The organism is Priestia sp. 179-F W1.4 NHS (genome assembly GCF_045369295.1).
Taxonomy (GTDB): domain Bacteria; phylum Bacillota; class Bacilli; order Bacillales; family Bacillaceae_H; genus Priestia; species Priestia zanthoxyli.
Genome location: NZ_JBIQFF010000003.1, coordinates 1 through 14,710 on the forward strand (window position 1 = coordinate 1; position 14,710 = coordinate 14,710).

The window sequence follows — 14,710 nt, forward strand, 5'->3', positions numbered from 1 at the left end:
TGTACGTACGGTTTGGAGGAAAGTACAGGAAAACCTGTCGTAGAAATGCGATAAGGCGTCAGGTGCTTATCCTACCATCAACACGCGAATGGAATTGATTACAGTCGCATTTCTGATGTGTACATTCCTAGCTCTCGTTCATTTGGAAAAAGTCAGATTCTATTCCATGATTATACAAACCGAAAAGAAGTGGAGTTATTGCTGTTGGAGCTATTAGACGATGTATGTTTTCGTTTACGCATGCATCAAGTAGTGGCTCAGACTGTTCATTTATCCATTGGTTACAGCAAACGAACAGGTGGAGGCTTCTCAAGACAAAAGAAAATGAGGAGAGCTTCGAATTTAAGCCAAGATATCTTTCCGTATTGTTTAACCATCTTACATACACATGATAGCGGAATGCCGATTCGTTCCATTGGGATTTCCTTGTCGAACACACGCATTCAAGAAGAAGAACAAATGAGCTTATTTGAGGATATTGATCAGCGGGAAAGAGCCTATGCACTTGCAAAAACGATTGATGACATTCGTCTTCGTTATGGAAAGAATAGCGTTCTACGGGCCTCAAGCTATCTGGATCATTCAACGGCTCGTTATCGAAACGGCCTTCTAGGAGGTCATAAAGCATAAAGGAGGAAGCTGCTATGCAGAACAGAGGAATGAAAAAATGGCGACCGTTCGCCACTATGCCAGAGCAATACAAAGGATTACAGGAAATTATAAAAAAACAAGCAGAGATACCACAACCTTTTTTAACAGAAGATCAAATGGAACAGATTAATTTCACTTTGATTGAAGCGCTTCATACACATAAAAAAGTGTACCTGACGTATTACAAGCATGGGCAGTGTATAACGGAAACAGGAATTATTCAATTTGTTGATTCTCTAAGAGGTGTCTTTGTTTTTATAGATGAAGGATGTAAGCAAACAAACAAAATGAGGCTAAGTGAACTAATTGATGTTCGTTTCATGTAGTTTCATGTAGTAGAAAATAATAAAACAGTTTATTTACATAAGATTTCCATACATAATTAGTATAAGCTTAAAAAGTACAGGATCATTTTCATAGATTCATTTAGTAATGTTATATAAGGAGGCCTTTAAAATGAAGCAGGTTTGGCATGAATTTGAACAGTGGTTGAGAATAAATCGTCCAGAAGCAGTAGGAACACTTAACGAAGCAGCTGCTGAATCAGAAATTGCAGCGGTTGAACAAAAGATGGGACTAACCTTCCCCCAAAACCTTAAAGACTGGTTAATGATACATAATGGACAGAGCAATGAGTATATAGGAGTTATTGAAAATTATACTCTATTACCTCTAGAGGAGATTCTGTATACGTGGCAAACCTTAAAAGAGCTTTTAGACGGAGGAGAATTTGAAGATTTTCCAGAAGTAGAACCTGTTGGACCAGTGAAAAAAGAATTGTGGTGGAACCCGCGTTGGATTTCGATTGCCACGAATGGGGGAGGAGATGATATTTGTATAGACTTGGATCCGGCTGAAGGAGGAAAAGTCGGCCAAATTATCACCTTTTGGCACGATTGGGAACAGCGCGAAGTAATAGCAGACAGCTTAGAAGAATGGGTGATGGCCACGACAAATCATACAGATCATTAAAGGGGAGAAGCAAATGATAAAGCCGGATATAGAGAGAATTTATAAAATTCTTAAAGAGCTTCCAGGTACGTCGGTGAACGTAGAGTTTGAAGATGAAGTGGGAGAAATTCTTTCTACTCCTTATTATATCTATCTTAAAAGCGAGTTTTTAGATGGACAATTAGGCTATAGAGAAGATCTAGAAGCAAATTCCCTTATAGGAAATCAAGAAGGAGATTGGCAAGAAAGCTGGTATGTCATAGGGTATGATGAAGAAATCGGCGGTGACCCGCTTTTTATTGATATAGCGAATGAAGATTATCCAGTTTTTACAGCTGAACATGGTATGGGTGAATGGGACGCTTTAGAAATGTATGATTCTCTAGAAGAGTTTGTAGAAGATGTTACTTAATTATGGCTTCGTTAAAAGGTTTTGATAAGAGTACGGACATAAGAGGATAGATAGTAGTTTAATATCTACCTAGCTGTCCTCTTTTGTAGTACCTATTAAACTTAGAAAGAATGTAGAGAAAGGAAGGTCCTGATGGTAGGAATCGATTTCTATATCGTTAATAATGAGAAAGAAGCAGCTTCTTCTACTAAATGTGTAAAATTTGAGGAAAGAGTACAAGACAATCTGTTAGCGAGAGAATCCAAGGGTCCATTTGAATTATTGAAGGGGTTAGATCAGTATGGTGACAAGTTATTTTATGTACAAGAAATAAAGCAATTAGTAAAGATATGTGACGCATTACAGACTACCTGTAGACAACCAACGGAGATAAACCTGAATACGAGAGCTTTTGCTGAAGCATTAAAGAATCTTTGCTTAGAAGCACTGAAGCTAAATAAATTAGTATTTGCAGCTGGTGATTAATGTAGAATTAAATGAAATCCATGTTGTGGTTTCGTCGCTTCGATAATATGAATGAATAAATTCAAAGGGGAAACGTCTTGAAAAAAACAGTTCTAAATAAAAATAAAACACTTATAGAGTTAGGGTATGAGTTTCTAGTCGTTTGTCCACATTGTGCTTCTTGCGCCAAAGTCATAGCTTTAGATGACCCGAGTCCTTATATCGCTCACGTCAGAAGAAGGTTTATTTGTACTGCTTGCGGAGTCATAAAAAACAAAGTTATAAAAGCAAACAGTTATGGACAAGCAAGGGTCTCGTATGAACCTAAAGTGAATTATGAAGTGATTTTAGCCAAAAATCCCTGCGACTGGTATTTTCGACTTCCACTCTACTTACAAATCGCATGCAGTGGAAACACCTTATGGGCATTAAACCTAGAACATTTAAATTATATCGAAAGCTATATAGAAGCTGAACTTAGGGAATCACACTCCTATTATTTAAGTGTCGAGAGTCGACTTCCAAAGTGGATGAAGCTTGCTAAAAATAGGAATGAAGTATTAAGAGCCATTCAGAAACTAAAGGTGAAGAATTATTAGATGCTTTTGCTGATTCATTATAATTGGACATATATCTTTCTAATCAGCTTATAAATTAAGCTAAAGCATTCTGCAACTGAAGGTAACTTCTAAATAGCCTAAGTATGAGGAGAGAAGACTGTGTATCAAACGATAAAATCAACAATTTGATTTTAGAAATTGATGTTGAAGAAACCAAAAAACAGTACTTAAAAGATTGGAATTTATGCGATTGTCTATATTGTCTAAATTTCTATGAAGCTATGAATTCACGATCAGAGATAGAGCTTCAGTTTTTTAACCAATTAGGTATTAATCTTTCTCAATGTAATCACTTATCACATTTTGATCCTCAAGAAAATGGACTACACTTCTATATTGGCTGCTATCATATTGTAGGTAATGTATCTAACAAAACACCTCTTGAAATTATAAATTTAGATGATGCAATTGAAATAAGCAATAACCTACGTATGGGTTTTTCCAACAATTTAGAATTTGTCCCTAGCGGATTTACTAGATCCGTACTTCAACTTGATTTTGAGATAGAAGTTCCTTGGGTACTTGCTGAAGAACCGAGTTAACGTGCTTTTATATTTTAACTACCGCTTTAAAGTATGTTTTTAAAATGCTAAAGCAGGGATAGAAAAAAAGCTACAGTCAAGAGTAAAAGAGATAGTATACAAAGACGCACTATTCTTTAGTAAACAAAGAATAGTTGAATAAACACATGTGCTGCTTAAATAAATATGCTGTAAAAAAGCACTCACAAGAGTGCTTTTTACTTTGCCTTAAGAAATGATTTTACAAACAATCATGATACATATGGGTATTTCTACACTCCCTGTGCGCAAAAAACTGGAAAAAATTCTCTTCGTTCATTTATAATAATAGAGAACTATGTCGAATCCTAAATATTGGAGAGATTACTATATGAGAAGAATATTTCCTTTTATAATTTTTACCATTTATTGCATTCCATATGTTTATCTATCTATACGAAAAGATTTTGAAGATGATTCAAAAATAAACTATATAATCATGGCCATGGTTACAGTCGTACTATCTTATCTAAGCGGGCTGATTAGAGCAGATTTGTCACTTATTTTAGGAAATATCGTTTCTTTTAGTACTTCATATTTTTATAACGCGTTAAGACTTCCTGATCCAAAATGGGAAAAATACTTTTCGCCTGTTACTTCGGTTGAGCAAATCGTACTCATAAGCCTTGCGGCGCTTGTACTGCAGATGATTGTTTATACAGTTGCTAGAAAGCGAGCGAAGAGATACATTCGTAACGCTATGGTTTTAAAATAGCAAAAAAGAGAGTTAGTCATTTGATGGGCCAGACTCTTCAGATGACTAGCTGAAAGAAGGGGTAAAAAGAAATTCATTCTGTATGAGAAGATAAAGCGATTAAAAACATTGAAAAAAATTCTCTTGCAGTCAAACGAGGAGGGAAGAATAGCAGTGTTATGAGGCGTGTGCCTATCTGCTTTAAAAAGGATACAAATCAATTAGATAAGTTAGTTATACAACTTCCCAATATGTAAACGTAAACAAAAAGGTATGTATTTCTCTTCCTACTTTAATTATACCACATAAAAAAATGCCGATATAGACTGTTTATTCTCATTTACTGCTGGTAAAATCAATAAAACATTACCGGTTAGGAGAGATGTTGAATGAACTCTTTAGTTCTTAGCTTTCAAGAAATAAAAGATACACAGCTTTCACTTGTTGGAGGAAAAGCTTTAAATTTAGGCGCGTTATCAAAAATTCAAGGAATACAAGTACCGGAAGGATTTTGTGTGACGGCGGCCGGGTATCAAAAAGCTCTTGAACAAAATGAAACATTTCAAGCATTACTGAACCAGCTGACGATGCTAAATGCTGATGATCGAGATCAAATTGGTGAAATCAGCGAAAAAATTCGCCAAACCATTATGGAAATAAAAATTCCTTCTGACGTTGTAAAAGCAGTTATTCATTCTCTCTCTCAGTTTGGGGAAGAGCATGCTTATGCAGTTCGTTCAAGTGGGACAGCTGAAGATCTGCCACATGCTTCTTTTGCTGGTCAGCATGACACCTATTTAAATATCAGAGGCAAAGAAGCCATCCTTGAGCACATTAGCAAATGCTGGGCTTCCCTGTTTACAAATCGCGCGGTAACCTACCGGATAAAAAATGGATTTGACCATAGTCAAGTGCACGCATCGGTTATTGTTCAACGAATGGTTTTCCCGCAGGCTTCAGGTATTTTATTTACCGCTGACCCAATTACTTCTAACCGAAAGCTGTTATCCATTGATGCAGGCTTTGGACTTGGAGAAGCGCTGGTGTCTGGTTTGGTATCTGCCGATTGCTATAAAGTACAAGAAGGAGAAATCGTCGATAAAAAAATAGCAGCTAAAAAGGTAGCTATCTACGGATTAAAAGAAGGTGGAACAGAAACCAAGGAAGTTCATTTTGATCTGCAAAAAACGCAAGCGCTCACTGACTCTCAAATTTTACAATTAGAACGCGTTGGAAGACAGCTTGAAGCTTATTTTGATTGTCCTCAAGATATTGAATGGTGCTTGGCTGATGATACATTTTACATTGTCCAAAGTCGCCCAATCACTACTTTATATCCAATTCCTGAAGCAGCTGATCAAGAAAATCACGTGTATGTATCTGTTGGACACCAACAAATGATGACCGATGCCATGAAACCACTGGGATTGTCTTTTTTTCTGTTAACGACTAATGCACCGATGCGTACAGCCGGTGGAAGGTTGTTTGTTGATGTCACCCCTATGCTGGCTTCACCTGACAGCAGAAAAATGATGTTAGGTGCCATGGGACAGCATGATCCGCTCATGAAAGACGCACTTACAAGCATAATAGAGCGAGGAGATTTCATAAAATCTTTATCTAATGATCAAAGTTCCGGTAAAAGCAATAAAAGCGTGCCGCCTACGAAACCTAAGGTACAAATCGAAAACGACTTTACGATCGTTTCTGACTTGATCAAGAAGAATCAAGCTTCAATAGAAGAGCTAAAACAAACCATCCAAACGAAGTCAGGGTCGGAATTAGTCGATTTTATTTCAGAAGATATCGGGACATTAAAGAAGATTTTATTTGATCCACAAAGTACAGCTGTGTTTATGGCCGCTATGGATGCTTCATCATGGATTAATGAAAAAATGGAGACATGGTTAGGTGAAAAAAACGCAGCAGACGCGCTTTCTCAATCCGTCCCAAACAATATTACTTCAGAAATGGGTCTGGCGCTATTGGATGTCGCAGATGTAATTCGCCCTTATCCAGAAGTCATGCATTATTTAAAACATGTAAAAGATGATAACTTTTTAGAAAACCTGGTTAAGTTAGAAGGCGGACAGGAAACCAAAGACGCTATCTATGATTATCTCAGCAAATACGGAATGCGATGTCCCGGTGAAATCGATATTACGAGAACTCGGTGGAGCGAAAAGCCAGCTGCACTTATCCCTGTGATTCTTGGTAATATTAAAAACTTTGAGGCTAGCGCCAGCAAACAAAAATTTGAAAAAGGTTTGCAGGAAGCCTTAAAAAAAGAGAAAGAGCTATTAAGTAGATTAAAGCAATTGCCCGATGGCGAACAAAAAGCAAAAGAAACAAAAGAAAGAATTGATCTCCTCCGAAATTTTATCGGTTATCGTGAATATCCCAAATACGGGATGATTAACCGTTATTTTGTTTATAAGCAGGCTCTCCTGAAAGAAGCCGCTCTGCTAGTAAAAGCCGGCGTTATTGATGAATCAGAAGATATATACTATGTGACGTTTGAAGAACTTCAAGAAGTTGTGCGCACACATAAACTGGATTACCGAATCATCAGTAAACGAAAAGAAGAGTACAAATTATATGAAAAGCTAACGCCTCCGCGTGTGATTACGTCTCAAGGTGAAATTATTACAGGTGCGTACAAACGAGAAAACCTTCCGTCCCAAGCAATTGTAGGTTTACCAGTTTCTTCCGGAGTGATAGAAGGGCGAGCGCGCGTCATTCTAAACATGGAAAAAGCTAATCTATCAGATGGAGATATATTAGTCACTTCCTTTACCGACCCTAGCTGGACCCCGTTATTCGTAGGGATAAAGGGGCTTGTTACGGAAGTTGGGGGACTGATGACTCATGGCGCAGTCATTGCACGCGAATACGGATTGCCAGCGGTTGTCGGAGTAGAGAATGCTACTCGGCTAGTAAAAGACGGACAGCGAATTCGCGTACATGGAACAGAAGGGTATATTGAAATACTTTAAAAGCCAAAAATACTTGCAATATTTTATCTAATTAATAGATGAAGATTTGTCTAGATTTCTTTGCGCATCTTCAGTTCATACAAAAAGGCAGGCCACAATGGCCTGCCTTTTTTAAATTGGTAACAAAGTAGATTGAAACGTCAAATGCTGACTTTTTTCGTAGCTGTCTGCTGCACATGCTCCATAAACAGTTTAAACAAGTTCAGCATTGAAATATGTTCTTTTGCCATCATTTCTGGATGCCACTGGACGCCGACTACAAATTGATTTCCTTGTTTTTCAATGGCTTCAATGACTCCGTCTTTTGCCCATGCGGAAACTTCAAAGTCTGGCGCTACGTCTTTAATCGCTTGATGGTGAAATGAATTAATAAGAGCTTGATTACCGTAAAGGTCATGTAGGCGTGTTCCGTCTTTAATCATGATGGAATGAGAAGGGTCGCTTGTATTGTTGTATTGATCATGTTTGATAAATGACTCTTTAATGTCTGACATGTCTTGATAAAGCGTGCCGCCGTAAGCAACGTTTAAAATTTGTAAACCGCGGCAAATCGCTAATACCGGCTTTCCTTGATCAATCACATGCTTTAACAATAGATGTTCAGACTGATCTCGTGCTAAAAAAGGTGAACCTGTTTTGGTTGTCGGTTCTTCACCGTATAAAAGGGGATTGACGTCTTGTCCACCTGATAAAATCAACCCGTCTATACTTTCTGCCTGCGCTTTAATCATTTCTTCATCTTCTAGTACTGGCAAGATAAAAGGAACTCCGCCGCTTAGCGCTGTTGATTCGATATAGTCGTTATTCACATACGCTCGCTTATAGCCTGGAAAGCGTCCTCCTTGATCCACAATAATGCTTCCTGATATACCAATTAAAAATCCCACTGTTGTTTTCTCCTTTTTTGTTAAATTACCATTTCTTAAGATGTTTTTTTTACTACGTTGATAAAGTGTTTTCAATCGCTTGCTTTATAAGAAATAAATGGTTCTTTTATTCAACTATTATACATATATACCATATTTATTTAATAGAAAATGGTATAATAGCCTCTGTGTGTCAAAAATACTAATTGCCAAAGGTAGAAGGTAGTGCTACAATTGTTCACATTCCTACTATTCTTCTTATTATAGTCGGATTAAAATTTTATACAAGGAAATAGGAGTGATTTTAGTGAAAAGGACTTATTTACTTTTCATCTCTCTTTTAACCATTGTCCTCATGGTAGCAGGGTGCAGTGGTAACGCAAGTAAAAATACTTCAAGTGAAAAAGAAGGAAAAGAAGGCGGAACGCTAAACGTCGCGTCTCAAAGTGAGCCAGCAACGCTAGATGCTCAAATCACTGGGGACTCAGATGTGAAAGATGCAACGCGCAGTATCTATGAAGGGTTAATGATTTTAGACGACAAAGGAAATCCTAAGCCTGATTTAGCGTCTAAAGTAGATATTAGCGATGATAAAAAAACATACACGTTCCAATTAAGAAAAGGGGTTAAATTCCATAACGGTAAAGAAATGACTGCAGATGACGTTGTCGCTTCTATTAACCGCTGGATTAAGCTATCATCCCTTGGGAAAACAAACTTCTCTGGTGCTAAAATGACAAAAACCGGTGATTATACGGTAGAGCTTCATTTACCATCACCAAATGTTAACACGCTATCTTTATTAGCTGATCCAATCCCCGCAGCAGCTATTTTACCAAAAGAAGTGGTTGACAATGCATCTGATGAAGGGATCAAAGACTACATAGGAACAGGTCCATATAAAGTAAAAGAGTGGAAGAAAAATCAATATCTTTTATTAGAAAAATTTAAAGATTATTCTTCGAAAGGCCGCGAAGTTAAGAAAACTCCTCACGTCGATGAAATTAAGATTAGTTTCGTAAGCGATGAGTCAACTAGGATTTCTGGTATTACAACCGGACAATTTGACGTTGCGCTATCTGTATCAAGCGATAATGCCAAACAAGTTGAAGGCAGTCAAAATGCAAAAGTAGAAACATCACCAGGCGGATTTATGGGACTTTTCTACAACGCAGATAAAGGCGTCTTTAAAGACATCAATGCGCGAAAAGCAGTTAACGCAGCTCTTAACTCAAAAGATATCTTAGACAGTTCTTACGGAAGCTCAGATTATTACAAGCTTTCTTCATCCATTGTGAACAAAGAGTATCCAAACTACTACAGTACAGCTGGAAAAGAAGAATATAACCAGCATGATAAGAAAAAAGCAAAAGAATATTTGAAGAAATCTGGTTATAACGGAGAAGAAATTCGCTTAATGGCGTCTCGTGATTACCAAGATCAATACAATACAGCTGTTGTGGTTCAACAAGAATTAAAAGACATTGGTATGAATGTAAAATTAGAAGTATACGACTGGGCGACATTCAGCGATAAAATGAGTGATACAAACCAATGGGACATCTATCCTGTTGACTGGAATGCTCGTTCTACCATCTTCCAAGGATTCTGGACGACAAAAGGTACATCAGTTGAAAAATCAATGGACTACTTAAACAAAATTAAAGCTGCTCCTTCTGTTAAAGAAGCTCGCGGTGACATTGATGCCAGCCAGCAATACGTATGGGACGAGCTTCCGTTCACGCTTATTGGTCATAAAGTGAACATCAATGCCGTTTCTAACAATTCAAAAGGCTATGAGTATAATTTAGGTCCAATTTTCTACAATATGAGTTTAACAAAATAATATCTTATTATTCTAGTAAACAGAGGGCTTATGCTCTCTGTTTTAGAAAGGAGTTTACGATGGGAGCTTATACACTTAAGAGACTTTTTGCACTAATTCCTGTTTTATTCATTGTATCTATCGTTGTGTTTTTAATTACGCGCTTAACGCCTGGGAGTCCTGCAGCAATCATTTTAGGACAAGGCGCAAGTCCGGAACAAATTGCAGCGTTGAGCAAAGAAATGGGATTGGATGAGCCTGTTGTCAATCAATACTTTATCTGGCTATCTAACATCTTTCACGGAGATTTTGGTTATTCCTACTTTTTAAATAAACCTGTGCTCGAGGCAATTTGGGATAACGTAGGTCCTACGGTTTCTCTAGCTATACTTGCGCAAATTTTTGGCGTGGTGTTTGCTTTACTATTTGGTATATATGCAGCTAAACATAAAGGAACGATTCGTGATGAAAGCATTATGGGAGCCAGCCTTTTAGGTATCTCTATTCCTAGCTTTCTTCTCGGTTCATTCCTTATTTTGCTTTTTGCTGTACAGCTTCGAATTTTCCCTGTTTCAGGATACGTTCCGTTAAATGCCGGATTATTTGAATACTTAAAGTATTTAGTTTTACCAACGATTACGCTTGGAGCGATTCAAGCTGCCTTAATTACGCGTATGACGCGTTCATCTTTACTCGATACCATTTCTGAGAACTTTGTTAAAACGGCAAAAGCAAAAGGATTAAATGAACGCACAATTATGCTTAAACATACGCTGCGCGTGAGTTTTTTACCGATTTTAACAGTTATCGGAGAATCATTTGCGGGACTTGTGACCGGCGCGGCAGTAACAGAATCATTATTTAACATCCCGGGATTAGGTCAGCTGATTGTTTCATCAATTGAACGCCGTGATTACGCGCTTATTCAAGGAGCTGTACTTTTAATTACAGTTGCTTATGTGGTCATCAATTTAGTTGTTGATTTGCTGTATGCCGTGATCGATCCGCGTGTACGCAATTCTTATCATGATTAAAGGAGGGTGATGAATGTGAACGCACAACAAAATACAGAGACCATTTCAGTAACTTCAAAGAAAAAAAGAAACCCAGCGGCAGCGCGTTTCTTCTCAAATCGTTTGCTAGTAAGAGGAGCGATACTTATTCTATTATCTATTTTGATTGCTGTTTTTGCTCCGCTCATTTCTCCTTTTGGCAGTTTACAAATCGACCCTGCAAATCGATTAGCACCGCCGTCAAGCACGCACTGGTTTGGAACGGATAACTTTGGGCGAGATGTATTTAGTCGGACAATGTACGGTGTCAGAATATCGTTAATGATTGGAGCCGCAGTAACAATTATTGCTACTGTACTTGGTTTAATCGTTGGACTTTTATCTTCTTATTATAAAATTCTTGATTATATTTTAATGAGAATTTGTGACGGCTTGTTTGCTTTCCCGTCTATTTTACTAGCAATTGCCATCATGTCTGCTTTAGGACCTAAAACAAGCAATGTTATTATCGCACTGAGCCTTGTATTTATTCCTTCGATTGCGAGAATTGTTCGTTCAGCTGCGCTTGTTGTAAAAGAAAAAACATTTATTGAAGCGCTAAAAGCTCAAGGAGCAAGCTCACTTCGAATCATTTGTTTTCATATGGCACCAAACGTCTTATCGCCTTTAATCGTTCAAGTAACATACGTGTTTGCCGTGACGATTTTAACAGAGGCTTCGCTAAGCTTTTTAGGAGCCGGAATTCCTGCGCCAACACCAAGCTTAGGAAATATGCTGTATGACGGAAAGCTTGCGATTTACAACGCGTGGTGGATGACCGTGTTTCCGGGTGTATTTATCATTTTAATTGTACTTGGCCTTAATTTATTTGGTGACGGTCTGCGCGATTGGTTAAATCCGAAAAACGTAATGCTGAAGAAAAGGAGGAAAAAACGTTGAGTAACGCCCTTTTAAAATTAGAAGACTTACAAGTAACTTTTACAACGTATAGCGGAGAAGTAACGGCTGTTGACAATGTATCTCTTCAATTAAATAAAGGAGAAGTATTGGGCATTGTCGGTGAATCCGGATCTGGAAAAAGCGTAACGTCCGAATCTATTCTTCAGCTATTAGATGAAGACCTAACAAGCTACGATGGTAAGATTTTGTTTGAAGGAAAAAACTTATTAGACATGTCTTCAAAGCAAATTCAAAAGCTAAGAGGAAACGAAATCTCAATGATTTTCCAGGATCCCATGTCGTCATTAAATCCCGTTATGCCAATTGGAAAACAAATTGCTGAAGTGATTCGTCTGCATCAAAAAGTCTCTAAAAAAGAAGCGCAAAAGAAAGTCGTAGAGCTTTTGAGACTAACTGGCATTCCGTCTCCAGAACAGCGAGCAAAAGAGTATCCGCATGAAATCTCGGGAGGAATGAGGCAGCGCATTATGATTGCGATGGCTTTAGCCTGTGAGCCGAAGCTTCTTATTGCCGACGAGCCAACAACGGCTTTAGACGTAACCATTCAAGCGCAAATCCTTGACCTTATGATGGATTTAAAAGACAAGCTCAACATGGGCGTGCTGTTCATCACCCATGACTTAGGAGTTGTCGCTAATATTTGTACAAAAGTAGCCGTGATGTATTTAGGACAAGTGATGGAAGAAACGGACGTTAAAACGCTGTTTTCAAAGCCGCTTCATCCTTATACAATGGGCTTAATTAAGTCGGTTCCTCACTTAGATGGCGACCGAACAAAAGAGCTTTCGTCCATTCCAGGAACGGTTCCGCCGCTTTCAAACGTGCCAGACGGCTGTCGTTTTGCACCAAGATGCCCGTTTGCAACGGAAAAATGCCATAAAGAAGTACCTGTTTTAGAGCATGCCGATGATACGCATCGCGTTCGATGCTGGCACTATGAAAAAATTCAAGAAGGAGAGGTTGCGTATGTCTAGTGAAGCAAAGCAGCAAAGCGCCAAGCCCTTGCTTGAAGTTCGCAACCTGCAAAAATACTATCCGGTTCGTTCAGCTTTAGGAAAAGCAAAAGGCCAAATTAAAGCGGTTCAAGATTTATCTTTTGATATTTATGAAGGCGAAACTTACGGATTAGTAGGTGAATCTGGCTGCGGAAAAAGTACAGCAGGTCGCACACTTTTAAAATTAGTAGAACCAACGGGCGGGGAAGCACAGTTTAATGGAGAAAGTATTTTCGAATCTAAAGCATCACGCTTACGGACGATTCGTAAAGATTTGCAAATGATTTTCCAAGATCCGCATACTTCCCTTAACCCAAGGAAAAAAATTGGGGCTTCCATTCAAGAAACATTAACAATTCATAATGTAGGCGCCAAAAGCGAACGAAAGCAGCTTGTCATTGAATTATTAAAAAAGCTTGGGTTTAACGAAGAAGATTACAACCGCTATCCGCACGAATTTTCAGGCGGCCAGCGTCAGCGCATAGGGATTGCGCGTTCGTTGATTTTAAACCCGAAGCTTATCATTTGTGATGAGCCGGTTTCAGCACTGGACGTATCTATTCAAGCACAAATCTTAAACTTGCTGCGCAGTTTGCAAAGAGAAATGAAGCTTTCATATCTCTTTATCTCCCACGATTTAAGCGTTGTAAGACATATTGCAGACCGCGTTGGCGTAATGTATTTAGGCAGATTAGTAGAAGAAGGGCCAACAGATGAGATTTTTTCAAATCCTCGTCATCCTTATACAAAACTTCTTTTATCCTCTGTTCCGGCGATTCATGAACATGAAAAACGCGAAAAAATCGAGGTTAAAGGTGAAATTCCTTCTCCTCTTAATCCACCTTCAGGCTGTGCGTTTCATAAAAGATGCCCGTTCGCATTTGACCGCTGCATGAAAGAAACACCTGAAGATACAGTGATTGATAGCAAGCATAAAGTAAAATGTCATCTATATAGTTAAGGTGAAAATCTGTAGCGATAGAGAAAACAAACATATTGATGCAGCAGCATAATTGAATGAATAGAAATGAAAAAGTCACTAGTACATCTAGTGGCTTTTTTCTTTGAAAACATCGGGTTCCAAGGGTAGTGAAAAGTCATTATTTAGCATATTAGATTCATTTTTATATAAAAGATATGAATAACCCTTACTAACCTACCTATCCTAATATATGGAGATATGAAAACAAAACGTGTTATGATGGTATCGGTGATAATTATGGGTAAAAAAGCAGACAAAACGAACGTAATGCGAATTTTAGATCAGAAAAAAATTGAGTACAATTATTATTCTTATGAAACTAAAAATCTGAGTGGAGTACAGGTAGCTACTTCGCTCGGAGAGGATCTTGCTAAAGTCTTCAAGACACTTGTGACCGTTGGAAAATCAAAAGAACATTATGTCTTCATGGTACCGGTTGAAAAGGAGCTTGATTTAAAGAAAGCGGCAAAAGCGGCTGGTGAAAAGTCCTTAGAAATGATTCCTCAAAAAGAGCTGTTGCCTCTGACAGGATATGTTCACGGAGGGTGTTCTCCTATCGGGATGAAAAAGCAGTTCACAACCTTCATTGACTCTACGGCAGAAGACTGTGAAACGATTTACTTTTCAGGCGGGCGTGTAGGTCATCAGATACAGCTACCACTAAGTGACTTATCAAAAGTAATTCGTATACGTCCGGCAGACATCACAAAAGATAGTTAAAATGTAGTTCCCTTGAGCGAA

Annotated in this window: 16 protein-coding genes; 15 read left to right on the forward strand and 1 reads right to left on the reverse strand. The window is 38.2% G+C overall.

Going from position 1 to position 14,710, the window contains the following annotated elements:
* Positions 1–117 precede the first annotated feature (117 nt).
* The 9 genes from ACH0CI_RS15270 to ppsA all read left to right on the forward strand — a co-directional run bounded on the left by ACH0CI_RS15270 (position 118) and on the right by ppsA (position 7,328).
* Positions 118–630: a DinB/UmuC family translesion DNA polymerase gene (locus ACH0CI_RS15270; protein ID WP_406901784.1), complete on the forward strand. Its 513-nt coding sequence runs from the start codon at positions 118–120 to the stop codon at positions 628–630.
* A 14-nt stretch (positions 631–644) separates the two neighbouring features.
* A complete protein-coding gene (locus ACH0CI_RS15275; protein ID WP_335708180.1) occupies positions 645–977 on the forward strand; it encodes a YolD-like family protein in 333 nt (110 codons plus the stop codon).
* 130 nt (positions 978–1,107) lie between these two features.
* Positions 1,108–1,623 (forward strand): SMI1/KNR4 family protein, encoded by a 516-nt coding sequence (locus tag ACH0CI_RS15280; RefSeq protein WP_406901785.1) that lies wholly within the window; start codon positions 1,108–1,110, stop codon positions 1,621–1,623.
* A gap of 13 nt (positions 1,624–1,636) precedes the next feature.
* Positions 1,637–2,014, forward strand: a complete 378-nt coding sequence (locus ACH0CI_RS15285) for an SMI1/KNR4 family protein (RefSeq protein ID WP_335708182.1) — start codon at positions 1,637–1,639, stop codon at positions 2,012–2,014.
* Between the two features lie 132 nt (positions 2,015–2,146).
* Entirely contained in the window at positions 2,147–2,479 is a 333-nt protein-coding gene (locus tag ACH0CI_RS15290) for a hypothetical protein (protein WP_406901786.1), read from the forward strand.
* A gap of 77 nt (positions 2,480–2,556) precedes the next feature.
* On the forward strand, positions 2,557–3,057 hold the full coding sequence (locus ACH0CI_RS15295; RefSeq protein ID WP_406901787.1) for a hypothetical protein: 501 nt from the start codon (positions 2,557–2,559) through the stop codon (positions 3,055–3,057).
* Positions 3,058–3,161: 104 nt separating this feature from the next.
* Positions 3,162–3,620, forward strand: a complete 459-nt coding sequence (locus ACH0CI_RS15300; protein WP_406901788.1) for a hypothetical protein — start codon at positions 3,162–3,164, stop codon at positions 3,618–3,620.
* 349 nt (positions 3,621–3,969) lie between these two features.
* On the forward strand, positions 3,970–4,353 hold the full coding sequence (locus ACH0CI_RS15305) for a hypothetical protein (RefSeq protein WP_406901789.1): 384 nt from the start codon (positions 3,970–3,972) through the stop codon (positions 4,351–4,353).
* Between the two features lie 368 nt (positions 4,354–4,721).
* On the forward strand, positions 4,722–7,328 hold the full coding sequence (gene ppsA / locus ACH0CI_RS15310) for a phosphoenolpyruvate synthase (protein ID WP_335708185.1): 2,607 nt from the start codon (positions 4,722–4,724) through the stop codon (positions 7,326–7,328).
* A gap of 140 nt (positions 7,329–7,468) precedes the next feature.
* Here the strand turns inward: ppsA and ACH0CI_RS15315 are convergent, their stop codons facing one another.
* Complete coding sequence (locus ACH0CI_RS15315) at positions 7,469–8,215, reverse strand: gamma-glutamyl-gamma-aminobutyrate hydrolase family protein (RefSeq protein ID WP_335708186.1); 747 nt, start codon at positions 8,213–8,215, stop codon at positions 7,469–7,471.
* 286 nt (positions 8,216–8,501) lie between these two features.
* Here ACH0CI_RS15315 and ACH0CI_RS15320 point away from each other — a divergent pair, with 286 nt between their 5' ends.
* The 6 genes from ACH0CI_RS15320 to ybaK all read left to right on the forward strand — a co-directional run bounded on the left by ACH0CI_RS15320 (position 8,502) and on the right by ybaK (position 14,689).
* Positions 8,502–10,040, forward strand: coding sequence for an ABC transporter substrate-binding protein (locus ACH0CI_RS15320; protein WP_406901790.1), 1,539 nt, complete (start codon positions 8,502–8,504; stop codon positions 10,038–10,040).
* A 59-nt stretch (positions 10,041–10,099) separates the two neighbouring features.
* Positions 10,100–11,053, forward strand: a complete 954-nt coding sequence (locus ACH0CI_RS15325; protein ID WP_335708188.1) for an ABC transporter permease — start codon at positions 10,100–10,102, stop codon at positions 11,051–11,053.
* Positions 11,054–11,062: 9 nt separating this feature from the next.
* Positions 11,063–11,971, forward strand: a complete 909-nt coding sequence (locus tag ACH0CI_RS15330) for an ABC transporter permease (protein WP_034264721.1) — start codon at positions 11,063–11,065, stop codon at positions 11,969–11,971.
* Positions 11,968–12,966, forward strand: a complete 999-nt coding sequence (locus ACH0CI_RS15335; RefSeq protein ID WP_028413752.1) for an ABC transporter ATP-binding protein — start codon at positions 11,968–11,970, stop codon at positions 12,964–12,966. The genes ACH0CI_RS15330 and ACH0CI_RS15335 overlap by 4 nt, the downstream gene beginning before the upstream one ends.
* The gene (locus tag ACH0CI_RS15340; protein WP_047751176.1) at positions 12,959–13,948 is read left to right on the forward strand and encodes an ABC transporter ATP-binding protein; all 990 of its coding nucleotides are present in this window, start codon (positions 12,959–12,961) and stop codon (positions 13,946–13,948) included. The genes ACH0CI_RS15335 and ACH0CI_RS15340 overlap by 8 nt, the downstream gene beginning before the upstream one ends.
* A 258-nt stretch (positions 13,949–14,206) precedes the next feature.
* On the forward strand, positions 14,207–14,689 hold the full coding sequence (gene ybaK, locus ACH0CI_RS15345; RefSeq protein WP_034264724.1) for a Cys-tRNA(Pro) deacylase: 483 nt from the start codon (positions 14,207–14,209) through the stop codon (positions 14,687–14,689).
* Positions 14,690–14,710 lie beyond the last annotated feature (21 nt).